This is a genomic window from Streptomyces sp. NBC_01335 (assembly GCF_035953295.1).
In the GTDB taxonomy this organism is placed as follows: Bacteria; Actinomycetota; Actinomycetes; order Streptomycetales; family Streptomycetaceae; genus Streptomyces.
In genome coordinates this window covers 4907900-4933632 of record NZ_CP108370.1, presented here as the reverse complement: position 1 = coordinate 4933632, position 25733 = coordinate 4907900, and the positions used below count along the sequence as shown (strand labels likewise).

General features: G+C 73.7%; 17 protein-coding genes. 7 read left to right on the top strand and 10 right to left on the bottom strand.

The window, feature by feature from the left end:
• Positions 1 to 74: 74 nt before the first annotated feature.
• Entirely contained in the window at positions 75 to 2045 is a 1971-nt protein-coding gene (locus OG599_RS21245) for a cell division protein PerM (protein WP_327177559.1), read from the bottom strand.
• Between the two features lie 108 nt (positions 2046 to 2153).
• Between OG599_RS21245 and OG599_RS21240 the strand changes: the two genes are divergently transcribed.
• A complete protein-coding gene (locus OG599_RS21240) occupies positions 2154 to 3491 on the top strand; it encodes a helix-turn-helix domain-containing protein (RefSeq protein ID WP_327177558.1) in 1338 nt (445 codons plus the stop codon).
• Positions 3492 to 3627: 136 nt separating this feature from the next.
• Here OG599_RS21240 and sucD read toward each other — a convergent pair whose 3' ends face one another.
• The 5 genes from sucD to OG599_RS21215 form a co-directional block, all read right to left on the bottom strand.
• On the bottom strand, positions 3628 to 4512 hold the full coding sequence (gene sucD / locus OG599_RS21235; protein WP_266708217.1) for a succinate--CoA ligase subunit alpha: 885 nt from the start codon (positions 4510 to 4512) through the stop codon (positions 3628 to 3630).
• Between the two features lie 21 nt (positions 4513 to 4533).
• On the bottom strand, positions 4534 to 5715 hold the full coding sequence (gene sucC / locus OG599_RS21230; RefSeq protein WP_327177557.1) for an ADP-forming succinate--CoA ligase subunit beta: 1182 nt from the start codon (positions 5713 to 5715) through the stop codon (positions 4534 to 4536).
• 400 nt (positions 5716 to 6115) lie between these two features.
• The gene (locus tag OG599_RS21225; protein WP_327180121.1) at positions 6116 to 7309 is read right to left on the bottom strand and encodes a VWA domain-containing protein; all 1194 of its coding nucleotides are present in this window, start codon (positions 7307 to 7309) and stop codon (positions 6116 to 6118) included.
• 92 nt (positions 7310 to 7401) lie between these two features.
• Complete coding sequence (locus OG599_RS21220; protein ID WP_442809492.1) at positions 7402 to 9990, bottom strand: DUF5682 family protein; 2589 nt, start codon at positions 9988 to 9990, stop codon at positions 7402 to 7404.
• Positions 9987 to 11204, bottom strand: a complete 1218-nt coding sequence (locus tag OG599_RS21215) for an ATP-binding protein (RefSeq protein WP_327177555.1) — start codon at positions 11202 to 11204, stop codon at positions 9987 to 9989. Before OG599_RS21215 ends, OG599_RS21220 begins: the two co-directional genes overlap by 4 nt.
• Before the next feature lie 26 nt (positions 11205 to 11230).
• Between OG599_RS21215 and OG599_RS21210 the strand changes: the two genes are divergently transcribed.
• Both OG599_RS21210 and OG599_RS21205 read left to right on the top strand, forming a co-directional pair.
• On the top strand, positions 11231 to 12367 hold the full coding sequence (locus tag OG599_RS21210) for an SWIM zinc finger family protein (RefSeq protein WP_442809491.1): 1137 nt from the start codon (positions 11231 to 11233) through the stop codon (positions 12365 to 12367).
• Between the two features lie 92 nt (positions 12368 to 12459).
• Entirely contained in the window at positions 12460 to 14259 is a 1800-nt protein-coding gene (locus OG599_RS21205) for a DUF5691 domain-containing protein (protein WP_327177554.1), read from the top strand.
• Positions 14260 to 14472: 213 nt separating this feature from the next.
• Here OG599_RS21205 and OG599_RS21200 read toward each other — a convergent pair whose 3' ends face one another.
• A complete protein-coding gene (locus tag OG599_RS21200; protein WP_327177553.1) occupies positions 14473 to 14886 on the bottom strand; it encodes a cobalamin B12-binding domain-containing protein in 414 nt (137 codons plus the stop codon).
• 815 nt (positions 14887 to 15701) lie between these two features.
• Here OG599_RS21200 and OG599_RS21195 point away from each other — a divergent pair.
• Entirely contained in the window at positions 15702 to 16610 is a 909-nt protein-coding gene (locus OG599_RS21195) for a lipase family alpha/beta hydrolase (RefSeq protein ID WP_327177552.1), read from the top strand.
• Between the two features lie 40 nt (positions 16611 to 16650).
• Here the strand turns inward: OG599_RS21195 and OG599_RS21190 are convergent, their stop codons facing one another.
• The gene (locus OG599_RS21190) at positions 16651 to 17517 is read right to left on the bottom strand and encodes a barstar family protein (protein WP_327177551.1); all 867 of its coding nucleotides are present in this window, start codon (positions 17515 to 17517) and stop codon (positions 16651 to 16653) included.
• Between the two features lie 312 nt (positions 17518 to 17829).
• On the opposite strand from OG599_RS21190, the gene OG599_RS21185 reads away from it, so the two are divergent.
• Complete coding sequence (locus tag OG599_RS21185; RefSeq protein WP_327177550.1) at positions 17830 to 19716, top strand: M23 family metallopeptidase; 1887 nt, start codon at positions 17830 to 17832, stop codon at positions 19714 to 19716.
• Between the two features lie 72 nt (positions 19717 to 19788).
• On the opposite strand, the gene OG599_RS21180 is transcribed toward OG599_RS21185, so the two are convergent.
• Positions 19789 to 22308 (bottom strand): ATP-dependent DNA helicase, encoded by a 2520-nt coding sequence (locus OG599_RS21180; protein WP_327177549.1) that lies wholly within the window; start codon positions 22306 to 22308, stop codon positions 19789 to 19791.
• 334 nt (positions 22309 to 22642) lie between these two features.
• Between OG599_RS21180 and OG599_RS21175 the strand changes: the two genes are divergently transcribed.
• The gene (locus tag OG599_RS21175) at positions 22643 to 23800 is read left to right on the top strand and encodes a C40 family peptidase (protein ID WP_327177548.1); all 1158 of its coding nucleotides are present in this window, start codon (positions 22643 to 22645) and stop codon (positions 23798 to 23800) included.
• 49 nt (positions 23801 to 23849) lie between these two features.
• Here the strand turns inward: OG599_RS21175 and OG599_RS21170 are convergent, their stop codons facing one another.
• Positions 23850 to 24203, bottom strand: a complete 354-nt coding sequence (locus OG599_RS21170) for a hypothetical protein (protein WP_327177547.1) — start codon at positions 24201 to 24203, stop codon at positions 23850 to 23852.
• A gap of 387 nt (positions 24204 to 24590) precedes the next feature.
• Between OG599_RS21170 and OG599_RS21165 the strand changes: the two genes are divergently transcribed.
• Positions 24591 to 25700 carry a C40 family peptidase gene (locus OG599_RS21165; RefSeq protein ID WP_327177546.1) on the top strand — a complete coding sequence of 370 codons (1110 nt, stop codon included), beginning with the start codon at positions 24591 to 24593 and terminating at the stop codon, positions 25698 to 25700.
• Positions 25701 to 25733: the final 33 nt, after the last annotated feature.

Genomic DNA, 25733 nt, shown 5'->3' with positions numbered 1-25733 from the left:
GTGGACAGCGCTCCCCGTACGGGCAGAAGCACCGCACACCAGCAGTACCCGGCCAGCGCGACGGCGCGGCAGCCTCAGGTTGCCGCGCCGTCCGCCGTCTGCCGGGGGTCCGCCGTCGGTCCAGGGGCGGCCTCCGGCCGGGGGGCGGCCTCCGTCGGCCTGGGCGCTTCCGCCTCGGGGCGGCTCGCGGGCTCCGACCTGGGCAGAAAGTCGTACTGCTCGGCCCCCGGCTCGGCGGGAGAGACGGGAACGGCCCGCGCGACGGGGGTCCGGGTGGGCGCGGGACCGGCCGTCGCGTCCGCATGGCGTCGCGGGTCCGCGGTCTCCGTCCCCTCCGCGGTCTCCGTCCCCTCGGCGGCGGCCGTTGCCGAGCGCGCGGAATCCGGCGGAACGGGTGTCACCCGGGCCGGGGCCGCCCCGGTGCCCGGCGTCCCGGACTTCCGCCAGGGGAGGCGCGGACTCCACCGGGCGCGCGCGTCCGCGGCGCCCTCTCCCGCGGCCGGTCGTGCGTGCAGCGCCCCGGTGGATTCCTCGGCGGCCCCGCCCCTTTCCCCGGCGCCCGCGTCCAGGGGCGCCGCCCCGGTCCGCCAGGAGCCGAGACCGCGCGCAGGCCACGACGGCCGCTCCACCGCCGCCGCCGCGTCGGGCACCGCCCTCGCCGCACCCACCCTGGCGGCCCCCGCCCCCGCTGCCACCTGCGCCTCTTCGGCCGTCTCCCACCGCCATCCCCAGGCCCGTTCCCGCAGGCGCCAGGTCCGCATCAGCAGCGCGACGGGCACTCCGAGCACGACGGTCCAGATGACGGTGGCGGCGCCGGTCAGCCACCAGACCGGGCCGAACTCGACCAGTGCCCTGGTGCCCATCGGCCCACCGGAGAGGGCGGCGAGGGCGGCGGTGCCCGCGCCGCAGCCGAGCGCGGCGAGCGCCGTGACCAGCGCGGTCTCCCCCGGGCTCCAGGCGTCCTCGGGGGTTCCGCAGGACGGCGCCGCCCTGCGTACGGTGAACCAGGCGACGGCGACGGCCGCCATCAGCGGGACCACTCCGGCCGCTCCGTTCACCGCGGTTCCGGGGCCCGGGTCCGGCAGGGCGGCCAGCAGCGGGAACCCGGGCAGCGCGGGGTCCCCGTGGAAACCGAGGGGGGCGACGGTGGCCGCCGTACCGAGCTGGAAGCCGGGCCCCAGTCCGTACGACGCCGCCCACACCGCCGCGTTCGGCACCAGCGCCAGCGCGAGCAGCAGCACGGCGACCTGCCCGGACACCTCGTCGGAGAGCGCCAGGAACGATTCCTCCGTCGCGGCCCTGTTCCGTACGAGCCCGATCGCGACGAGCAGCGCGCCGCCGCCGAGCAGCACCGCGATCCCCGCCACCGCCGACCGGGTCGCCGCCTCGGCCCGGTCGCGGAAGAGGGTACGGGCCACCGCTTCCTGGACCCGCAGCGGCGCCCAGGACGGGGTGGCGCCCACCGGCCGGCCGGACGCCGTCCACACCCCGGCCGCCGCCGCGCCCGCCACCACGGCCACCAGGGGGAACGCCAGCGTGGCCGAATCCCCGGTGTCCACGCGCAGCGGAGCCGACCGTACGAAGGCCACCGCTCCGGCGACCACCAGCAGATAGCCGGTCACCACCGCGCAGCAGACGGCGGCGGCCGACGGCGGCCGGTCCGCCGTCGCGTCCACCGGGCCCACGGGGTCAGCCGCCTCCAGCGCGTCGCGGGCGGCCCGGTGCAGCAGCCACACGGGGACCACCATCAGCAGCAGGGGGACGGTCGCCACCGGGGCGGGGATGCCGCTGAGGGTGTCGGTCCTGACGAGTTCGGCACCGTGCGAGAGCAGCCACAGGGCCGCCGCCGTGCGGACCGCCCGTCCGGGTCCGGCGTCGGAGTACGGCGAGCTGATCCACAGTCCCATCAGCAGGACGGTGAGCGTGCCGAGACCGAGTCCGGCCGCGACCGCTCCGCGCAGGAGTGCGAAGGCCAGGGCGGCAGCCCTGCCGCGTCCGGAGGACAACATCGGGCTGCGATCGGTCACTTGGGTCACGCCCGCCATGCTGCCAACGACACGCGCTGAATCCGTGTAACGGGCGAACGGGCGCCGTGTCGCCCAATATACGTTTATGTGCTTTTTCACCCGGTGTAGTGCTACGGAGGCCCATCCGTGACGGGAAGTACGACCGGCACCGCCGACGTCCCGCTGCCCTCCCCCCAGGAGCGGCGCAGGCTGCGTGAGGCGAAGTCACTGAGCGAGGAGCAGGTGGCCTCCGCGCTCGGGGTCACCGAGGCCACCGTCCGGTCCTGGGAGTCGGGGCACACCGCCCCGCAGGGACGCAAACGCGCGGCGTACGCCCAGCTCATCGGGTGCGCCGAGCAGCGGCCCGCCCGCCGGGGCTCCTCGGCCCGCTCACGGGGCCGCCGCCAGAAACCGGCCACCGCGGAAGCGGCTGCCGTCGATGCCACCGGGAGCGCCCCCATGCCCCCGACCGAGCCCGACACCACCCGGGCCCCGGCCCCCGCCCCGACCCCGGCCCCGGCCCCGGCCCCGGACGAGGCGGTACCGTCCGGGGCCGCCCCGGGGCCCGCCTCGGACGACGCCGCTCCGGAGGACTCCGTTCCGGTACCGGTACCGCCCGAGTCCGGCGCGCCCGCCGAGCCCGACGCGCCCGACGCGCCTTCGGGGCCGACTCCGGAGGGGGCGTTCGACGCGCTCTACCAGCGGACCGCCCCCGGACTGGTCGGCCAGGCCTTTCTGCTGACGGGGCGCCGGAACCTCTCCCAGGAGTCCGTGGAGCGCGCGTTCCACACGGCGTGGGAGCAGTGGCCGGAAGTCGCCGTGGACCGGGACCCGGCGGGCTGGGTGCGGGCCGCCGCGCACGCGTACGCGCTGTCGCCCTGGCACCGGGTGCGCCGCGCCCACCGCCACCCGGACCCGCCCCCCGCCGATCCGGAGCGGCGGGTGCTGCTGGAGGCGTTTCTCGCGCTGCCGCCGTCCTCCCGCCGCACGGTGCTGCTCTACGACGGGGTCGGGCTCGATCTGCCGGAGACGGCTGCCGAGACGGAGGCGAGCACGCCGGCCGCCGCCGGGCGGCTGGTCAACGCGCGGGCCGCTCTCGCCGAGCGGCTGCCCGAACTGGCCGAGGCCCCGTCGTCCACGGAGCTCTCCGACCGGCTGCGCGAGCGGCTCCACTCCCTGGCCGCCCTCGAACCGCCGCCCGCCCTGCCCGCCCCGAAGGCCGTACGCGCCGGGAGCGAGCGCAAGGCCCAGCTCTGGACCAGGGCGGCCATCGCCTTCGCCGCCCTGCTCATCGGCGCGACCGCCTTCACCCTGCGCACCGCGCCGACCCGGTACGAGGAACCCCTCTCGCCCGCCCAGCGCGTCGGGGGCGTACCCCCGCGCGGCGGCCCGCAGCACCTGACCGAGCAGGACCTCGAACTCCAGCGGTCACTGCGCCAGGAACTCACCCACGGCCCGGAGCGCCTGGTACCGCTGATCCACTGACCCTTCCGGTCGTGCGCGCTCTTCCGGTCGTACGAAAACGGCGCGGGCCCGTACCCCTGGTGAAAGGGGTACGGGCCCGCGCCGTCGTGACGCGTTCACGCGGGGTGCGGCGGCGGGGCCGCCGCGGTGCCCGTGATCAGGCGCCGAGGATCTCGCGCGCCAGCTTGGCGGTCTCGGTCGGCGTCTTGCCGACCTTCACGCCGGCGGCCTCGAGGGCCTCCTTCTTCGCGGCGGCGGTGCCGGAGGAGCCGGAGACGATGGCGCCCGCGTGGCCCATGGTCTTGCCCTCGGGCGCGGTGAAGCCCGCGACGTAGCCGACGACCGGCTTCGTGACGTTCTTCGCGATGAAGTCGGCGGCACGCTCCTCGGCGTCGCCACCGATCTCACCGATCATGACGATGAGGTCGGTCTCGGGGTCCGCCTCGAACGCCGCGAGGGCGTCGATGTGCGTCGTACCGATGACCGGGTCGCCACCGATGCCGACGGCGGAGGAGAAGCCGATGTCACGGAGCTCGTACATCATCTGGTAGGTCAGCGTGCCGGACTTGGACACGAGACCGATGCGGCCGGGCTTGGTGATGTCGCCCGGGATGATGCCGGCGTTGGACTGGCCGGGGGTGATCAGACCCGGGCAGTTCGGGCCGATGATCCGGGTCTTGTTGCCCTTCGAGCCCGCGTACGCCCAGAAGGCGGCGGAGTCGTGGACGGCGATGCCCTCGGTGATGACGACGGCGAGGGGGATCTCGGCGTCGATCGCCTCGACGACGGCGGCCTTCGCGAAGGCCGGCGGCACGAAGAGGACGGACACGTCGGCGCCCGTCTTCTCCATCGCCTCGGCGACGGAGCCGAAGACCGGGACCTCGGTGCCGTCGAAGTCGACGGTCGTGCCGGCCTTGCGCGGGTTCACGCCACCGACGATGTTGGTGCCGTCGGCCAGCATGAGCTTGGTGTGCTTCATGCCCGTGGCGCCGGTCATCCCCTGGACGATGACCTTGCTGTCCTTGGTGAGGAAGATAGCCATGGTGTTGGAGTCCCTCGTCCCTTACTTCGCAGCCGCGGCGAGCTCGGCGGCCTTGTCGGCCGCGCCGTCCATGGTGTCCACGCGCTGGACCAGCGGGTGGTTGGCGTCGGAAAGGATCTTGCGACCCAGCTCCGCGTTGTTGCCGTCGAGACGCACGACGAGCGGCTTCTCGACCTTCTCGCCCTTGCTCTCCAGCAGCGCGAGCGCCTGGACGATGCCGTTGGCGACCTCGTCGCAGGCGGTGATGCCACCGAAGACGTTGACGAACACGGACTTGACGTCGGTGTCGCCGAGGATGATCTCCAGGCCGTTCGCCATGACCTCGGCGGAGGCGCCGCCACCGATGTCGAGGAAGTTGGCGGGCTTCACGTTGCCGTGGTTCTCACCGGCGTACGCGACGACGTCCAGGGTCGACATGACCAGACCGGCACCGTTACCGATGATGCCGACCTCGCCGTCGAGCTTGACGTAGTTGAGGTTCTTGGCCTTCGCGGCGGCTTCGAGGGGGTTGGCCGCGGCCTTGTCCTCGAGCGCCTCGTGCTCCGGCTGGCGGAAGTCGGCGTTCTCGTCGAGCGAGACCTTGCCGTCCAGCGCCAGGATGCGGCCGTCCTTGGTCTTGACCAGCGGGTTGACCTCGACGAGGAGCGCGTCCTCGGCGACGAAGGTCTTCCACAGGGTCACCAGGGCCTCGGCGACACCCTCGGCCACGTCGGCCGGGAACTTCGCCAGAGCCACGATCTCGCGGGCCTTGACGATGTCGACGCCGTCGACGGCGTTGACCGGGACCTTCGCGAGGGCCTCGGGGGTCTTCTCCGCGACCTCCTCGATGTCCATGCCGCCCTGCACCGAGGCCATGGCCAGGAAGGTGCGGTTGGTGCGGTCGAGGAGGTAGGAGACGTAGTACTCCGCCTCGATCTCCGGAGACAGCTCGGCGATCATCACCTTGTGGACCGTGTGGCCCTTGATGTCCATGCCGAGGATGTCGGTCGCCCGGGCGACTGCCTCGTCCGGGTCGGCGGCGAGCTTGACGCCGCCGGCCTTGCCGCGGCCTCCGACCTTGACCTGCGCCTTGACGACGGACTTGCCGCCCAGCCGCTCGGTCGCCTCGCGGGCTGCCTCAGGCGTGTCGATGACTTCACCGGCCAGCACCGGTACACCGTGCTTGGCGAAGAGGTCCCTCGCCTGGTACTCGAACAGGTCCACGCGCGTCCGTCCCTTTTAGTGGTCTCGCGGTTGGTTTGATGCGTGGGCGTGCCGCGAGGGGCAAACGTGACTGCGCTGTCACCAAGGAATGCGTACACGGTGTACCAGTACGCGGCATGTCCATCCGGCAGGTTATCCCCGCGCTCCGCCCGACCCTAAATCGGAGATCCCGCACGAGCGGTGATTACGGTCACAGATGCCCCTGGTGACCGGGGTGCAGGGGACAAATCGGCACGCCACCGGCCCTGCGGGGGCGCTGGTCAGCGGGGTTGCGGCGGGACGGGCGGGGCTACGGACGGGCGTGCGGCCGACGGGCGGGCGCCGGGCCAACCGTCGGAGCGGTGAGAGATGAACCACCCACCCGGTACGAGTACGGGCGCCGGACATCCCCGACACGCCCTCACCGCTCCGGGACCGGCGGGGGGCGTTTCTCCAGGGCCGCCGCCATCACCTCGGGGAAGAGGTCCGGGGTACAGGCGAAGGCGGGGACCCCGAGAGCGGCCAGCGCCGCCGCACGGTCCCGGTCGTAGGCGGGCGCTCCCTCGTCCGAGAGCGCGAGCAGGGCCACGAACTCCACTCCGGACCGCTTCATCGCCGCGACCCGCTGGACCATCCCGTCGCGCATCCCGCCTTCGTAGAGGTCGCTGATCAGGACGACGACGGTGTCGGCGGGGCGGGTGAGGCGCGCCTGGCAGTAGGCGAGGGCCCGGTTGATGTCCGTACCGCCGCCGAGCCGGGTACCGAAGAGCACGTCGACGGGGTCGTCCAGCTGGTCGGTGAGGTCCACGACGGCGGTGTCGAACACGATCAGCCGGGTGTCCAGCGAACGCATCGAGGCGAGGACCGCCCCGAAGACGGCCGCGTGGACGACGGAGGAGGCCATCGAACCGGACTGGTCGACGCAGAGGACGACCTCCTTGCGCACGGCCCGGCCCGCCCGGCCGTAACCGATGAGCCGCTCCGGGACGACGGTGCCCGCGCCGGCCGCCCCGCGCTCGCCGCCCTCACGGTCCGCGCCGCCCGAGCCGGTTGATCCGACCGCGTCGCCCGTGCCGGGGAGCGGTACCCAGTGCTTGAGGTTGGCGCGGATGGTGCGGTTCCAGTCGATGTCGCCGTGGCGCGGGCGGCCGGTCCGCGCGGACCGGTCGAGGGCGCCGGTGAGGGTCGCCCGGGTGCGGCCGGCCAGTCTCCTCTCCAGGTCGGCGACGACCTTGCGCACCACGGCGCGGGCCGTCTCCCGGGTGGTCTCCGGCATCGCGCCGCCGAGCTGGAGGAGGGTGGCGACGATGTGGACGTCGGCCTCGACCGCGTCGAGCATCTCGGGTTCCAGCAGCAGGGCGGCGAGGCCGAGCCGCTCGATGGCGTCCCGCTGCATGACCTGGACGACCGGGGCGGGGAAGTACGTGCGGATGTCGCCGAGCCAGCGGGCGGCGGCGGGAGCGGACGCACCGAGCCCGGCCCCGCGTTCACCGGGCGTCCGGGTGCCAGGGCTCTTCCCGCCGCCGTAGAGCGCGGTGAGGGTGCGGTCCATCGCCGCGTCCCGGCCCTCGGGTGCGTGGCCGGTGGACTCCGCGCTGTCGGAACCCAGCACCAGCCGCCACCGCCTGACCCGCTCGTCGCCGGATGCCCGTGCGGGACGGGGTTGTTGGGCTCTCGGGGCCCGCCCTGGTGCGGGGACCTTCTCCGTCACGGTCGATCAACTCCTGTACGCGGGAGGGCCGGTCGGGTCAGGTCGGGATCGTCCGACCGGGGCCGGGTCGGGTTCGGTCGGGATCGACCGGTCGGAGCCGGGTCGGGGTCGCGCTCCGGGTGCGCCGGACGCTCCGGGTGCTCCGGGTGCTCCGGGTGCGCGAAGTGCGCCGGTACGCGTTCGGGGCCGAGGACGAGGCGGAGCAGCGGGAGTACGGCGTCGGCGCGGGGCCCGTCCAGCTCCGGGCCGAAGCCGGGCAGCGCCGCCCCGGTGCCGGGTCCCCGGGCCCGCCCGGCATCGGCCGGGCCCCGGCGGGCCAGCTCCCCCAGGGTGCGCCGGACCCCCGGTTCGTACGCGGAGAAGGTACGGCGGAGCAGCGGCAGCACGTCCGTGAAGGCGTCGTCGGATACGCCGGTCAGCCAGCCGTCCACGAGGGCGAACAGGCGCTCGTCGTGCACGAGGAGCATCCCGCCGCCGGAGGCTCCCCCGAGGAAGCCGTCGATCCACGCGGCGGCGTGCGGGGGCGGGGTACCGGGCGACAGGGCGAGGCCCATGAGCCGCGCCGCCTCGCCGTCGCCGAGCCGGCCCTCGTCCAGCAGCAGCCGGGTGGCGCGGCCCCGTACCACCCCGGCGACCGTGTCCCGGGCCGATAGCTTGCCGAGCACCGCCGGCCAGCGGTCCCGCAGTTCGTGGCCGGGTCCGTCCGGAGGTGCGAGGAGGGCGATCGCGCCGTGCACCTCGTCCACCGCGCGGCGCATCGCCTCCGCACCGTCGGCGTCCAGGCCCGTGCAGGCGGCGGGCAGCCCGACGCAGACGCGCGCCGCCAGTCCGGCGGCCACCTCGCCGAGGGCGGCGGTGTCCGTGCCGCGTACGTCCCCGTACCGCAGCGAGCGGGCCAACGCGGGCAGGGCCTCGGCGAGATGGGAGACGTCCGCGTCGAGCGCGGCCCGGTCCGCGAGGGCCCGCATCACCACGGGCAGCGCGCCGGGCAGACCGGCGAGGAGGCAGTGTTCGGCAAGGGCGGTGACCTCCCCGAGGGTGGTCGCCAGAAGAGCCTGGGACTCGGCCTTGGCGGTGGCGGCGGTGAGCACGGTGGTGCCCCAGGTCCCCGCCTCCGCGATCCGGACCGAGAGCTCCGGCTCCCAGCGCAGCCGCCAGGTCTCCCGGAAGGTACCGGTGCTGCCCCGGCCCGCCACCGGCTCGCCCCAGTCCACGGCGAGGAGCCGCAACCGGTGCAGCAGCAGGCTCCTCGCCGCGTCGTTCTCCCGGCGGAGGTCGAGCTCCACCTCCCGGTCGGCCGGCTCCGGCTTCAGGCGCAGGGTGCGCTGCTGCCGGGTCAGGTCCCGCTGGAGTGGCACGGCCGGTGCGCCGTCGGGGACTTCACCGAGCGCGGTACCGACGACGAGTCCGTCGTGGACGAGCGCGAGGGGCACGTCGGAGCCGTCGCACAGAACGGCCCGGACCGCGTCGGTGGCCTCGGCGAGTCCGGCGAGCGGGCGGCCGCGCAGGGCGGCGAGCGTCTCGGCGAGCCGTACCGCCTCGATGACGTGGGCCGGGGAGACGAACCGGTCCTCGTCGCGCAGCAGCCCCGCGACCTTCGTCATCCAGCGCTCGACGGGCCGGTCCGGGGCGTGGAAGAGGTGGGCGTACCAGCCGGGGGCCTCGATGCCGGCGCCGTATCCGCTGCGCCGGGCCAGCCGCCGGTGCGTCCAGGGCACCCAGGTCATGCCGGTCTTCACCTTGGGCAGTCCCTTCACCAGCGCGCGGTCGGCGGTGAGGGTCGTGCGGGCGGCGAGGGCGGGTACGTGCCAGGCGCCGCAGACGACCGCGACCTCGTCGCCGAACTCCTTCCGCGCCGCCCGGAGCCGGATGCGCATGAACGCCTCGCGTACGGCGTCGCGGGGGTGCCCGCCGTCGCCGTACGTCTCGCGCAGGGCTGCCATCGCCTCGGCCAGCGCGGTGAACGGGGCGACGGGATCGGCGCCGGGTGCCGAGGACCGGTGTTCGACCACGTCCTCCCACCACCGCTCGGGGTCGTCGTATCCGGCGGCTTCGGCCAGCAGCGCGATCGGGTCGGGAGGGGCGGGCGAGGCCTCCCACTCCCCTTCGCCCTGCGCCGCCGCCGCGAGCGCCAGCGAGTGGGCGGCGGGCAGGTCGACGAAGCGGACGGCCGCACCGTGCGCGAGCGCCCAGCGGATCGCGACCCACTCCGGTGAGAACTCCGCCATCGGCCAGAACGACGCCAGCCCCGGATCGTCCTCGGCGTGCGCGAGCAGCGCCACCGGGGGCCGCATCTCCGGGTCGGCGGCGAAGGCGAGCAACGCGTCGGCCTCCGGCGGCCCTTCGACCAGCACGGCCCGCGGCCCCACCGCCTCCAGCGCGGCCAGCACCGCCCGCGCCGACCCCGGCCCGTGGTGCCGCACGCCCAGCAGCAGCGGCCCGGCAGCCCCGTCCGCCGGAGTCGTGCGCTCCGGTGGTGGGGGCGCCGCGGCTGCGGGCACCGCGGTTGCGCGCACCGCGGTTGCGGGCGTGGGGGGTACCGGCGCCCGGGTCGCGGGCGTGGGGGGTACCGGCGTCGGGGTCATGGCGCGACCTCGCGGCAGGCGCGGTAGAAGTCCTTCCAGCCGTCCCGCTCGCGGACGACCGTCTCCAGATACTCCTGCCAGACGGCACGGTCGCCCGCCGGGTCCCGGACGACCGCGCCGAGGATTCCGGCGGCGACGTCGCCCGGGCGCAGGGTGCCGTCGCCGAAGTGGGCGGCGAGCGCCAGGCCGTGGGTGACGACGGAGATCGCCTCGGCGGTGGAGAGCGTGCCCGAGGGGGACTTGACCCGGGTGCGGCCGTCCGTGGTGACGCCGTCGCGGAGTTCCCGGAAGACGGTGACGACGCGCCGGATCTCGGCCATCCCCTCGGGGGCGGCCGGCAGATCGAGGGCGCGGCCCAGCTGGTCGACGCGGCGCGAGACGATGTCCACCTCGTCCTCGGGCGTCGCCGGGAGCGGCAGCACGACGGTGTTGAAGCGGCGACGGAGCGCGCTGGACAGCTCGTTGACGCCCCGGTCGCGGTCGTTCGCGGTGGCGATGAGGTTGAACCCCTGGACCGCCTGGACCTCCTGGCCCAGCTCGGGGACGGGCAGGGTCTTCTCCGAGAGGACCGTGATCAACGAGTCCTGCACGTCGGCCGGGATGCGGGTCAGCTCCTCCACCCGGGCGGTCAGCCCCTCCGCCATGGCGCGCATCACCGGGCCGGGCACCAGGGCGGCCCGGCTCGGGCCGTGGGTGAGCAACTGCGCGTAGTTCCAGCCGTACCGGATCGCTTCCTCGGGCGTGCCCGCGGTGCCCTGGACGAGGAGTGTCGAGTCACCGCTGACGGCCGCCGCGAGGTGTTCGGAGACCCAGGTCTTGGCGGTCCCGGGCACCCCGAGGAGCAGCAGGGCGCGGTCGGTGGCGAGCGTGGACACGGCGACCTCGACGAGCCTGCGCGGGCCCACGTACTTGGGGGTGATCACCGTGCCGTCCGGGAGTGCGCCGCCGAGCAGATAGGTGGCGACGGCCCACGGAGAGAGGCGCCAACGGGCAGGCCTGGGGCGGTCGTCGGCGGCGGCCAGCGCCTTGAGTTCGTCGGCGAAGGCGTCCTCGGCGTGCGGCCGCAGCGCCCGCGCCCCGGCGTCGGGCAGCGCACCGTCGGGCAGCGCCCTCGCGGGCACGTCGGCGCCCCGCCTTCCGCCGTCCGGCATGCCGTCCGACGCGGGCGTGCGCCCGGTGGCCGCGGATTCCCCGGCTCGTTCGTACACGGTCATGGTCCCCCTCCAGATCGCTCGGTCCGATGTGTGTCACCACCGTGCACCACCCCACTGACAATCGATCCCTCACTCACCGTCACCGCAGGTCAGGGCGATTGTCAGTGGGGGGTCCTACCGTCGTTGCCATGCTGCTGTCTCATGAGGGAGAGTCCGCGCGGACCGCCGAACCGGCGGGGCGCACCCCTGCCGTCCCGGCCGACGCCGAGGCGGCGCGCAGGCGTGCCGAGCGGAGGGCCGCCCGGATCACCGACGGTGCGCGGGAGTTGGAGGAGCGCCTCGCCGATCTCCTGCGCACCGGCCTCGCGGTGTCCGGGCAGTCCGGCCATGACCACTGGGAGGAGACCGCCGCCCGGATGGTCGACGCCCAGGCCCCCGGACTGGCCGCGCGGGTGCGCGAGTTGGGCTCCCTGGCCGCGTCCGGTCCGGGGTGGCCGGTGCGGATGCTGGAGGAGTGCGGGCTGCTGCACCTGCTCAACACCGCCTGGCTGGGCCGCGATCGACTGCCGGCCCCGCTGCTGGCGACGGTCCGCACCCGGGTGGGTCTGCCCTCGGCGCCGGACGGCCCGCCGGTGCGCGACCGCTGGCAGGCGCTCGCCCGGTACGACACCTCGGACGGCAAGCTCGTCACCCGACGTATCTGGATGTACGGGAAGGGGTCGGGCCGCACCGCGGTGCTGCTCTCCTACGGCCCGGGGGGTCGCGCCCCGGAGCTGTCCCTCCCGGTGGGCACGGTCCTGGACGCGGAGTTGACGCCGCATCCGGGTGCGGGCCGACGGGCCGAGCTGGGGGCGGTGTTCGCCACCCCGGATTCCGCTCGGACACCCCCGCCGGGGGTGTCCCCCGCCGAGGCCCTCGCCGGATACGGCCGCGCGCTGGGCGAGGACCCCTGGGCGGAGCGGCATCCGGTGGTGCTGGGCGCGGTGATACCCGTCCCCGCCGCCGGCCGCTGGCAGCTCGCCGACGGGGAGACCGGGAGCGCCCTGCCGGTGGCGGGGGACCCCCGCTCCCGGCCGGGGCTCTGGCGGCTGGCCGCGCTCTCGGGCGGCGGCCCGGTCACGGTCTTCGGCGAGCTGGGCCCGCGCGGCTTCGTCCCGCTGACGGCCTGGGCCCCCGGCGAAGGCGACGGCGACGGCCCGGGCGGGACCGTCGCCCTGGCCTGATCACCGAGCGCACGGCCCCAGGTTCCGCCCAGCCCCTCTCCACCACCCGCTGCTGCACCCGTAACTCGATACCCGTCTGCCGGAGGTGAACCATGACCGCCACGAACCCGCCCCCGTCCGGACCCGGCTGCCCGGACTTCGACCACCCGCATACCTCGGTCCACCCGCACGCCCCGGATCCCACCGACGCCTCGAACCACACCACCGGCACCGACCGCCCAGCCACCCCGCACCCGGTCGGCTCCCCGTCGGTGCGGCGGGGCGAGGAGTGGGACGAGTTGGTCACCCGCGCCCTCCTCGGTACGGACCGCCGCCCGGCGCAGGCCCCGGACGGCGGGTCCGGCGGACCGACCGCGCTGCTGGACGTGGCCGCGGTGCACGCCGTACGCCGCCGGGCGGGACTGCGCCCCGCCACGGCCGGGGCGTTCCCCGACCGGGCGCCCGAGGACCCCCGCCCGCCGTTGCCCCCGGCGGCCCGCCGCAGACTCGCGCAGCTCCTCGCGGACCGGGCGGTCGGCCCGCACGGCGGCAGGCGGGGCACGGCCCCCGATCTGACCGAGCTGATCCCGCAGTGGCTGGCCGCCGCCAACCGCCACGGCTACCGCGCCCCCGCGGCGTTGCTCCCGCCGCTGCTGGACGCGGCGCGGGCGCGTACCGATCTGCGGCCGCACGCACTGGCCTTCGCCGGTCCGCGCGGCCGTTGGCTGGCGGGTCTGAACACGGACTGGCGGTTCGCCCTGCGCGACGGCGCTCCGCAGGCCGCCCTCCAGGGAGGGCCGGGCGGCGGTGCCGACCGGGAAGCGGTGCGCGAACTGTGGGAGGAGGGGCTGTTCACGGAGCGGATCGCACTGCTGAGTGCCGTACGGCTCCGCGATCCGGACGCGGCCCGGGACCTGCTCGCCGGGACCTGGTCCGGCGAGCGCGCGGAGGACCGGCTGATGTTCCTGGACACGCTCCGCGCCAAGCTCTCCGGGGCGGACGAGGACTTCCTGGAGGAAGCGCTCGGCGACCGCAGCCGCAACGTCCGCGCCACCGCAGCCGAGCTCCTCTCCGCCCTGCCCGACACCGCGTTGGGCCGGCGGATGGCCGCCCGCGCCGTCTCCTGCGTCGGCCTGGACCGCAGGGTTGGCGGTGGGCAGCCCGCCGTCGCCGCGCCCGGCGGGCCGTCCCTGTTCATAGAGGCACCGCACGAGTGCGACGCCGGAATGCAGCGGGACGGGGTGATCCCGGTACCGCCCGCCGGGAAGGGCGAACGGTCGTGGTGGTTCGGCCAGTTGGTCGAATCGACCCCGCTCGCCACCTGGCCCGCCCGACTCGGCGGACGTACGGCGCGGGAGTTGGTGCGACTGCCGGTGGCCGACGACTGGGCCGCCGACCTGCACGCCGCCTGGTGCCGTGCCGCCGTACGGCAGCGGGACGAGGAGTGGGCGCGGGCGCTGCTCGGCACCCCCACCGCTCCCCCGGCGGACACCACCGGGACCGACTCTCCGGCCGAACGGTCCAAGCTCCTCGCGACCCTGCCCCGGGAGGAACGCGCCGCATGGGCGGCCGGTTTCATAGCGGCCCACGGCCTGTCCGACGCGTTCCAGCTGCTGGGCGTGTGCGCCGTGCCCTGGGCGGCGCCGCTCGGGCGCGCGGTCGTCGACGCGCTCGACATCGCCCGAGAGGCGGGCAGTTACCCCTGGAGCTTCAGCGGAGTCATGGGCCTGGCCGAGCGCTGCCTCGACCCCGGCGAGGCCGACCGGCTGGAGGTGCTCACCACCCCGGAGGACGAACGCGAGGACGCCTCACCGGGGGCGGGCGGCTACTGGTCGGAGGCCTTCCAGCGCCTGGTCTCCACCCTCCGGCTGCGGGCCGCCATGGAAGCCGAGCTGGCCCCGGCCGGGCCCTGACGCGCGACGGAAAGGGGTACGGAGAGCGAGGAGCAGAGAGCGGGGCACGGAGAGCGGGACACTGAGAGCGGCACACGGGGAGCGGGATGCCCGGGGCGGCCGGCCGGACACCGGCTGTCCCGGGGCACCCCGCACCCCGGGACACCCCGACACCGCCGTCGCACCACGACACCGCCGCGCATCCCGCCCGCCGGTATCAGGCGTCCGCCGGCATCAGGCGTCCGCCGGGTGCGGGACGTTCGCGTTGACCCAGTCGACGATCGCGGTGGTGGTGGCACCCGGGGTGAAGATCGCGGCGACCCCGAGTTCCCTGAGCGGCACGATGTCCTCCTCCGGGATGATCCCGCCGCCGAAGACCTTGATGTCCTCGGCCTCCCGCTCCTTCAGCAGCTCGATCACCTTGGCGAACAGCGTGTTGTGGGCGCCGGAGAGGATCGACAGACCGATCGCGTCGGCGTCCTCCTGGATGGCGGTGTCCACGATCTGTTCCGGGGTCTGGTGGAGACCGGTGTAGATGACCTCCATTCCGGCGTCCCGCAGTGCCCGCGCGATCACCTTGGCCCCACGGTCGTGGCCGTCGAGCCCCGGTTTGGCCACCACCACACGAATCGGACCGGACACACTCATCACTGCCTCCACCTGGTCTCCCGCATCGCCGGTCGCACTGCCCTGAGCCACGCCCTGAGCCACGCCCTGAGCCACGCCCTGAGCCACGCCCTGAGTCACGCTCCGCGCGCTGCCCTGCGACGTAACGCGCCGCGCCATCCTGCGACGCAACGCACTGTGCCGCACCGTAACGCGCTGCTTCCGAGCCGATTCCCGCACCGGCCCCTCAGCTCGCGCACGCCCCGCACTTCAGGCAGTTCCCGCAGCTCACGCAGCTCACGACATTCCCGCACTGCTCCTCGCGCCGACGATCCACGGATGTGAACGAACGTTATCCTCAGCATCCTTCCCCGCCGCGTCCCGTTTCGTGAAGGACGTGAGGGGGGAAATCTCCTTGTGGGACATGTTCGCCATACGCCCGCCCCCTCCATCGAGAGGCGCACACCCGCCACCTGGGGACGGCCGTACGGGGAGCCGCCAGAGGTCGCCGTACCCCCGCGCCGTCAGCCGCACGGCGCGGAGGTGCGGCCCCCGCGAACGTCCGGTCCCTCGGCCGTCCGACCAGGGCCGCCGAGGGAACGGACGGCAGCAGGCCGGAGATCCCGGCCGCCGGGTTCGCTCCGGTCCGGCGCAGCCAGCGGAGCGACGGAAGAAGCGACGAGAAAGAATAGACGGCCACCCGGACCTCCACCAGGCGATCCGGGCACCGGAAGAGCGGTCCGACCGGCATCAGCTTTCGTCGGCGGCCGACCGGGCCGGTCGCGACCTCGCCACGGCACCCCCTGAAGGCGCGCGGGACCGAAGCCGTTCGCGCGTGCCGGTGCAGGAGGTCGGCCATGAATCTGTTGCCTTTGCTCACCCTGCTGCCGCGTCTGCCGCGCTTGCTGCGCCTGCCCTCACCGCAGGGCCTGCGCTCCTCGTCCGCGCTGCTCAGGGCCACCGCGCTGGATCTGGCGGTCCTCGCCGGACACGTGCTCTTCTACCCGACCGGCCTGACCCCGGAGCGCCGCAGGACCACCCCCGGTGCCCACCAGGACCTCGACGCGCTGCCCTCGGGCGTGGCCGCGCTGCCCCGGGCCCGGGAGGACGACCGGCCGCCGGTGGTGCTGCTGCACGGGTTCATCGACAACCGTTCCGTCTTCGTGCTGCTCCGCCGTTCGCTCGCCCGGCACGGCCGACGCCATCTGGAATCGCTCAACTACTCCCCGCTGACCTGCGACATCCGTGCGGCCGCCGAGTTGCTCGGGCGGCACGTCGAGGAGATCTGCGAGCGCACCGGCCACCGGCGGGTGGACATCGTGGGGCACAGCCTGGGCGGCCTGATCGCCCGGTACTACGTACAGTGCCTCGGCGGTGACCATCGGGTGCGCGTGCTGGTCACCCTCGGCACCCCGCACGGCGGCACCGCCGTCGCTCCACTGGCGAGCGCCCATCCGATCGTGCGGCAGATGCGCGCCGGTTCCGACTTCATCGAGGAGCTGCGGACCCCGGCGCCGGGGTGCCGGACGCACTTCGTCTCGTTCTGGAGCGAGCTGGACCGGGTGATGGTTCCGGTACGCACCGCGTGCATCGACCACCCCGACCTCGACGCGGAGAACGTACGGGTCACGGGCATCGGCCATCTCGCGCTCCCCGTGCACCCGGCCGTCGCCGCCCGCATCCGCCAGGTGCTCGACTCCCCCGGCTCCTCCGCCACCGCCGACGGCATCGCGGGCGGCGCGACGGGCGGCGCCACCGTGGCCTGAGGGAGCAGGCGGGCGGCCCGGGAAGACCGGGCCGCCCGCCTCACCTCAGTACGACGGTGACGCCCCGCCCTTCGAAGATCTCCAGGATCACGTCGAAGAGCGTGACCTCCCCTTCGCCCGAGGGCACCGGTTCCGTCAACCGCCCTCGCGCGTCGGCCGAGTTCATCCAGTCGAGGGTGAATCCGGGGGCGGCGCCCCAGCCGCCGCACAGGCAGTCGTCCAGCGCGTCCAGATTCCAACCGAAGTACCCGCCCGGCCCGTTGACGGCCTCGCCGATCGCGCACCAGAGGCTGTTCCGGTCGACGGTGTACCGGCCGTCCAGGGTGACCGTCCGCCCCTCGGGCGCGTCCGGCTTCCCGTACCGACGCCACTCGTGGGACCACAACGCAACGGACAGCCAGGCCCATTGCTCGTCGGTGGAGAGGCCGTGCCAGAGGCCCGGGCGGTCCGGTCCACCGGATCGGAAGAGCTCCCACACCGCGTCGGAGCCGGGCACGGCGTTGTCGCACCACAGCTCGGCCGTGAGGTCGAGCAGTCCGGCGCCGTGGGTGGAGGGCCGGGCGTCCGTGACGGTCACGTGGTTGACGAAGTAGCGCCCGATGGACGCGCCGTCCGCGTCGAGGAAGGAGAGCCAGGCGTTCCCCGCCCCGGCCCGTCGGCCCCCGATGTGGTCGAGGGCCTTCAGCAGGCCGCCCTCCGGACGGCAGCCGGTGAGAACCACCCGCCGGGCCCCGTCGTCGCCGTCCCCGTCCTCGGTCTCCCCCTCGTCGGTGCCCTCGCCGACCGCCTCGCCGACCCGCGTGAACAGCCCCTCGACGCCGCGCGCGAAACCCCAGAAGTCGCTCTCGTCCTCGTCGGACCTGAGGGCATGGCCCCAGCCCTCGCCACCCCGCGCCGTCCCGTCCACCGAATCTCCCCCTCCGTATCGATCGAACACCGATCCCCCACTCGGACCGACCACCGCCGACCACCGCCGACCACTGCGATTACGTTCCGTCACCGCACCGGGCGGAAATCAGAACGGATTCCTCGAACGTATCGCCAACAACGGGTCTCGGCTGCGCCGAAAGGCGCCCGAATGCCCGGTTCCCCCGAGACCGGACCCCTCCGAAGATTGTGGCCGTCACACACCGCCAGGTACAGTCGCGGCCACTGCTTCCCCGGGGCTCACCCCACTGAACTCCGGACTGGTCCTGCTGCCGAGGCGAGAGAGAAGTTGGTGAACGACCAGCACACCCACGCCGGGTACGCCGGATACGACGCGTCACAGACAGGCAGCTACCCTGCCGATCCGCTCTACGGGACGTACCCCGGCGAGCAGGGCGTCGCTCCCGGTTCCGGATACGACGGCGACTTCACCGCGGTCCCCACGCCCGCCCAGCACGGCACGTATCCCGGTCAGGACACCTCCTACGCCGCCGGCTCCTCCTGGGAGAGCGGCCCGCACGAAGGCGCGCACACCGGCGCACACACCGGCACGTACGCCGGCTACGCGGCCGACGCCCAGGCCGCGCACCACCATCCGTACGACACCACCGGCAGCTGGCAGACCGGCCCGACGGGCTCGCCCGACCAGACCGGGCAGTGGGACTCCAGCGGCTGGCAGCAGGCCGCGACCCACACCACGACCGGCCAGTGGGCCTTCACCGACACCGGGGCCTTCCCCACCACCACCTTCGAGTCGGCCCTGTACGAGCCGGGGACGTACCAGGCGGCCCCGGCCACCGGCACGTACGAGAACCACGGCGGCGAGAACCACGGCGGGTACGACGGCACGGGATACGCCACCACCCCCTCGGGCTACGGAACCGACGCCCCGCACTACGGGCCCACCGCCTATGCGACCGGCGCCTACGACACGGGCACCTTCGACAGCCGGACCTTCGGGGCGGGCGGCTACGACACCACCGTCCACGGCATCCCGGTCCACGACACCCCCGCCTCCGGTACCCCGGTCCACGACACCCCCGCCTACGCGGCCACCGCGTTCGCCACCGGCGCGTACGACAGCGGCGCCTACGACGCGACCGCCTGGAACACCGCACCGGAGGGCCCCGACGCCACGCCCGGGGCGGCCGCGTACATCCCGGAACAGATGTCCTACCCGCCCGACGAGCAGCACCGGGCGGACCCCGAACACCTGACCTCCGCACACGAGGCGCCCGAACACCGGGCGCCCGAACAGCACGGGTCCGCGCAGAACGACGCCCCGCACCCGCCCGACGCCACGCAGGACGCCGCGCCCGACGCCGTACAGGAGCCCGCCCCGGAGTCCGAGGGCCCTGCCGCCGGCCTCCCGGACACCTGGCCCGACCCGTACACCTCCGCCGTACGGCCCGAGGGCCGTTCCGCCGCCCGGAACCGGGCCCGCCGCCGTACCCCCGCCAAGCGGTCCGCGCTGCTGACGATCGCGGTTCCGTCCGCCTGCGTGATGGGCGTCGCGGGGATCGCGGCGGCTTCGGTCGGGGGGCTCGGGGGCGGCGAGGAGACCAAGGACGACACGACGACGATGGCGGCCGCCGACACGTCCGCCGTGAAGGCGCTCGCGTCCAACACCAAGCTCGACACCCAGCTCGCGGGCGTCGACGCGGCCGGGGCGGACTTCCGGGACCGGGCCAGCCGGACGCAGGAGCGCATCGACCTCAAGGAGCGGCAGGCCGCCGAGAAGAAGAAGCGCGAGGAGGAGGCCGCCCGCAAGGAGGCGGCCCGCCCCAAGTACCTGCTGCCGGTGGCGCAGCACGGGCTGAGCGCCTACTTCGGCCAGGCCGGGGTCAACTGGATGTCGGTGCACACCGGCATCGACTTCCCCGTGCAGTACGGGACTCCGGTGATGGCCGCGACCGACGGCACCGTACGCACCCAGTGGAACAGCGCCTACGGCAACATGGCGATCGTGACCATGGAGGACGGCACCGAGACCTGGTACTGCCACCTGAGCAGTACCAAGATCCGCTCCGGTTCGGTGAAGGCCGGCGACGTGATCGCGTACTCCGGCAGCTCCGGCAACTCCACCGGCCCCCACCTGCACTTCGAGGTGCGCCCCGGCGGCGGGTCCGCGATCAATCCACTGCCCTGGCTGGCGAGCCATGGACTCGACCCGCAGTAGGTCCAGCGGTTTTCACGCCCTTCACGAAAGGCCGGGCCGAGGAGGCCCGGCCTTTCACGTGTTCGGGACGGACTACAGCTTCTCGACGGGGGCGTACCGCAGCAGCAGCTTCTTGGGCCGCTCGTCGCCGAAGTCGACGGTGGCCTTCGCCTGGTCGCCGAAGCCCTCGACGGCGGTCACCGTGCCCAGGCCGAACTGGTCGTGCGTGACCCGGTCCCCGACCACCAGGGTGACGACCGGCTTGTCGCCGGTGCGCCGGGTCGCGAAGCCGGAGGGGCCGGAGCGGGCGCGGGAGGAGGAGAGCGACGAGGTGATCCCGGAGGTGGGTCCGGCCGAGGCCGCCATCGGCCCCTTCCGCTTCCACTCCAGGTGCTGGTCCGGGATCTCCTCCAGGAACCGCGACGGCGGGTTGTACGAGGGCTGACCCCAGGCGCTCCGCATGGAGGCGCGGGTGAGGTAGAGGCGTTCGCGGGCGCGGGTGATCCCGACGTACGCGAGGCGGCGTTCCTCCTCCAGCTCCTTGACCTGGCCCAGCGCCCGCATGTGCGGGAAGACGCCGTCCTCCATGCCGGTGAGGAAGACGACGGGGAACTCCAGGCCCTTGGCGGTGTGCAGCGTCATCAGCGTGATGACGCCGGAGCCGTCCTCGTCCTCGTCGGGGATCTGGTCGGAGTCGGCGACCAGGGCCACCTTCTCCAGGAACTCCGCGAGCGTCCCGGACGGCCCGGCCGCCTCGGCGTCGGCGTCCGCAGCGGCGTCGGCGCCACCCACGTCGCCACCTTCGTCGCCCTCCGCCGGCTCGGCCGCCGCGCGGGCCCGGTCCTGCTCGAACTCCAGGGCGACGGCGGCGAGTTCCTGGAGGTTCTCGATGCGTGTCTCGTCCTGCGGGTCGGTGGACGCCTGGAGTTCGGCGAGGTAGCCGGTGCGTTCCATGACGGCTTCCAGCACGACCGCGGGGCCCGCGCCGGACTCCACGACGGTGCGCAGCTCCTCCATCAGCGTGTTGAACCGCTTCACGGCGTTGGTGGAGCGGGCCGCCATGCCGTACGCCTCGTCGACGCGGCGCAGCGCCTGCCCGAAGGAGATCTTCTCGCGCTGCGAGAGGGCGTCGATCATCGCTTCGGCGCGGTCGCCGATGCCGCGCTTGGGCACGTTGAGGATGCGGCGCAGCGGTACGGAGTCCTCGGGGTTGGCGAGCACCCGGAGGTAGGCCAGGATGTCCCGGACCTCCTTGCGCTCGTAGAAGCGGACCCCGCCGACGACCTTGTAGGGCAGGCCGACGCGGATGAAGATCTCTTCAAAGACGCGGGACTGGGCGTTGGTGCGGTAGAAGACCGCGACGTCGCCGGCCTTGGCGTCGCCCGCGTCGGTGAGCCGGTCGATCTCGTCGGCGACGAACTGCGCCTCGTCGTGCTCGGTGTCGGCGACGTACCCGGCGATGCGGGTGCCGGTTCCGGCGTTGGTCCAGAGGTTCTTGGGGCGGCGGCTCTCGTTGCGCTCGATGACGGCGTTGGCGGCCGAGAGGATGGTCTGCGTGGAGCGGTAGTTCTGCTCCAGCAGGATCGTGGTGGCGTCCGGGTAGTCCTCCTCGAACTGGAGGATGTTGCGGATCGTCGCACCCCGGAAGGCGTAGATCGACTGGTCCGCGTCACCGACGACGCAGAGCTCGCCGGGCGCGTCGTGCTCGCCCGCCGGTCCGACCAGCTCGCGTACGAGGGTGTACTGGGCGTGGTTGGTGTCCTGGTACTCGTCGACCAGGACGTGCCGGAAGCGGCGGCGGTAGTGCTCGGCGACGTCGGGGAACGCCTGGAGCAGGTGGACCGTCGTCATGATGATGTCGTCGAAGTCGAGGGCGTTGGCCTCGCGCAGCCGCGCCTGGTAGAGCGCGTACGCCTGGGCGAGGGTCTTCTCGAAACCGTCGGCGGCCTGCCCGGCGAAGGTCTCCTCGTCGATGAGCTCGTTCTTGAGGTTGGAGACCTTGGCGGTGAAGGACTTCGGCGGGTAGCGCTTGGGGTCGAGGTCCAGGTCGCGGCAGACCAGGGCCATCAGCCGCTTGGAGTCGGCCGCGTCGTAGATCGAGAACGACGAGGTGAAGCCGAGCCGCTTCGACTCGCGGCGCAGGATGCGGACGCACGCGCTGTGGAAGGTCATGACCCACATGGCGTTGGCGCGGGGGCCGACGAGCTGCTCGACCCGCTCCTTCATCTCGCCGGCGGCCTTGTTGGTGAAGGTGATCGCCAGGATCTGCCCGGGGTGCACGCCGCGCTCGGCGAGCAGGTGGGCGATGCGGTGGGTGAGCACCCGGGTCTTGCCGGAGCCGGCGCCCGCGACGATGAGCAGCGGGGATCCGGCGTGCACGACGGCGGCGCGCTGCTCGGTGTTGAGTCCGTCGAGCAGTGCGGCGGAGTCGAGGACCGGGCGCGGGGCGCCGTCGCGGTAGTACCCGTCCCTGGGCGGCGGGGGTGCGTCGAAGAGCCCTTCGAAGAGGCCCTCGGGCTCCTCCTCGGGCGCGTGGTCCTCGGGGGGCGGCGGGGGCCCCTCGTCCACGGGCTGGAGGCCGGTCAGGAAACTGTCGTCAAAGAGGCTGCTCATCGCTAGTCGAGTTTAGGGTGTCGGGCCGACACTCCGGGCGGGCTTCGGCGGAGCCGGCCGGCGGCCGTCACCGGGTGTCAAGGACCGTGCGCGGCGCGCGAGAGAAACCCCTCGCCACGGACCCCGTACGGGCCCGCTACGGACACGCCCCGGTGCCCCGGTACGGACCCCTGCGACCAAGGTCACGAAAATGTATCGGGCATATCGCTCATCGCCCTTCCCAGCCGTCCCACCGCTTGGCTACCGTGCTCAGCCGGACGACCCGTCCGCCACGGCAGGCCGGACGACCTCGGCCCGGCCACCCGGTGGGCGGTCCACGGAAGGAGATGCCGTCGTGGCATCGCATCGCAAACCCCGCACCCCGGTGCGCGTCTCGTCGCAGGCCGTCGGCTTCACCACGGTGGCGCTCGCGACCGCGACCCTGCTCTCCACGCAGAGCGCGACGGCCGCCCCCTCGGCGCCGAAGCCGAGCATCGAGGACGTACGGAAGAAGGTCGACGACCTCTACCGCCAGGCGGGCTCCGCGACGCAGGAGTACAACCGGGCGAAGGACGCCACGGTCGAGCAGCAGGGCAAGGTGGACGCCCTGCTGGAGGACGCGGCCAAGCGGGCGGACAAGGTCAACGAGGCCCGTCGCGCGCTGGGGAGCTACGCGGCGGCCCAGTACCGCAGCGGCGGACTGGCCTCCACCATGACGTTCTTCCTGGCGGACGACCCGCAGTCGTACTTCGACCAGGACCATCTGATGGAGCGGCGCACCAGCCAGCAGGAGAAGGCGGTCGCCGACTTCCGCACCGAGCAGCTGGCCGCCGCCGAGAAGCGCACCGAGGCCACCGAGAGCCTGCAGGCGCTGACCGAGTCGCAGGCGGATCTGCGCACCAGCAAGCAGACCGTGCAGGACAAGCTGTCCGAGGCGCGCACGCTGCTGTCGAAGCTGACCGCCGAGGAGAAGGCGCGCCTGGCGGAGCTGGAGCGGAAGAAGGAAGCCGAGGCGAAGAAGAAGGCGGAGCAGCTCGCCGCGCAGCAGGCCGCCGCCGCGAAGGAGGCGGCCGAGAAGGAGGCCGCCGACACGGCCGACACGGGCTCGGACACGACAGCCTCCGGCAGCACCGGCACCGCCACCGGCTCGACCACGGCCGCGTCCACCAAGGGTGCGCAGGCGCTGGCGTTCGCCGAGTCCCAGATCGGCAAGCCGTACGTGTGGGGAGCCACCGGCCCCGCGTCGTACGACTGCTCCGGCCTGACCCAGGCGGCCTGGCGGGAGGCGGGCGTCGACCTGCCGCGTACCACCTGGGACCAGGTCAACGTGGGGACGAAGGTCGCGACGGCGGACCTCCGGCCGGGGGACCTGATCTTCTTCTACGACGACATCAGCCACGTGGGCATCTACAAGGGCGACGGGATGATGGTCCACGCGCCGAAGCCGGGCGCGTACGTCCGCGAGGAGTCGATCTACTACATGCCGATCTACGGCAGCGTGCGGCCGGGCTGATCCGGGCGGTCCACGGGCGGGGCGCCTCGGGGCACCCGCCCGGGCCCGATCAGGTCCAGAGCGTGGCGATGAAGATGTTGGCGACGGTCAGCCCGCCCACGGCGGCGAAAGCGCCCTTGGACACCTTCTCCTCGTCGCGCTTGAGGTAGATGAGGGCCAGGATCACGACGAGGATCAGCAGCTTGATGCCGATTTTGACGTTGTTGACCGGGTTGTCGTCGGCCTGGTGGAAGCCGACGAGGGCGATGCCGGTCACGAGCATGGTGAGCGCACCGTGCAGCATCGCGGGGACGAACCGGGCGGTGCCGGCACCCATCGCCTTCATCTGCGTCAGGAAGCCGCCCAGCAGGGAGGCGATACCGATGATGTGCAGGGCGACGAAGACATGGATGAGTACAGACATGTCCGCAGCCTAACGACGGCTGTACCACCCCTCCGCGGTCAGGTGGGGCTTACCCGTCTTCAGTCAGGTGGGGCTCACGCGTGCCGCTGGGGCCCTTTTCCCGAAGCTGCCCGAAAGTGACCGGATCCCCCTCCGTAGCCCTGATCGCACTCCGAAGGCGAAACGTCACAGGAGGTCAATTTCGATCATGACGCCTTCTCGGCCCGCCCCGGGGTTAGCGTCCCTCCCAGGTGATCGGCCCGCCTTGCCGCCCCTGACGGGCAGCACCGGTCACCTGGCCGAACGATCCCGGTGGTGCCCGCCCTCCCCCATGAGGCGCGCGCCGCCGGGGTCCGCCGGGCCCGCCGGTACCCCGGGCGGGCAGCCGACAGGAAGGATGCAGCCCTCGTGGCCGCGCACCGGAAAGCAGCTCACCGCAAGCCCAAGCAGCGCCTGTTCGCCGGCTCTGCTGCCCGCTCCGCCGCCGCCCTGGCCCTCGCCGGGGCGGCCACCGCGACCGCCGCGACCGGTTCCGCCCAGGCGGAGCCCCCGCTCACCGCTTCCCAGGTCAAGTCCAAGGTGGACCAGCTCTACCGGGACGCCGAGGTCGCCACCGAGCAGTACAACGGGGCCAAGGAGAAAGCCGCCGACGCCGCCCGCTCCGTGGACGCGCTGCGCGACGAGGCCGCCCGCCGCACCGGTCTCCTCAACGAGTCCCGGCACGCCCTGGGTTCGCTCGCCACCGCCCAGTACCGCTCGGGAGGTCTGGACCCCGCGCTCCAGCTGCTGCTCACCTCCGACCCCGACGAGTACCTGGAGCGCGCCTCGTACGTGGAGAAGGCGGGCGCCATCCAGGCCGGGACCATCAGCGGCATCCGGCGCCAGGTCATCGGGATCGAGCAGGTCCGGGCCCGCGCCGAGGACGAGTCGGCGGTGCTCGCCACCCGCGAGACCGAACTCGCACGGCACAAGAAGAAGATCACCACCAGCCTCTCCGACGCCCGGCGGCTGCTGCACACCCTCACCGCCGCCGAACGCGCCCGCTACGAGGCCGAGCACGGCACGGGCGGCACCGGAGGCACGACCAGCACGGGCGACACCGGCGGTACGAGCGGCACGACCGGCACGACCGGCACCGGCGCCCCCTCGGGTACCGCCGCCGCCCCGAACTCCCGCGCCGCCGAGGCGGTCGCCTTCGCGTACGGGGCGATCGGCAAGCCGTACGTCTGGGGGGCGACCGGCCCGTCCGCGTACGACTGCTCCGGCCTCACCCAGGCCGCCTGGCGGGCGGCGGGCGTCTCACTGCCGCGCACCACCTACACCCAGATCAACGCCGGGCAGCGAGTCTCCCGCTCCCAGCTCGCCCCCGGTGACCTGGTGTTCTTCTACTCCGGGATCAGCCATGTCGGCCTCTACGTCGGCGACGGCAAGATGATCCACGCACCGCGCCCGGGCGCACCGATCCGGGTCGCCCCGATCGACGAGATGCCGTTCGCGGGGGCGACCCGGGTGGCGTGACCCGGCGCAAGGGCCGGGCGGGCGGGGCGACCG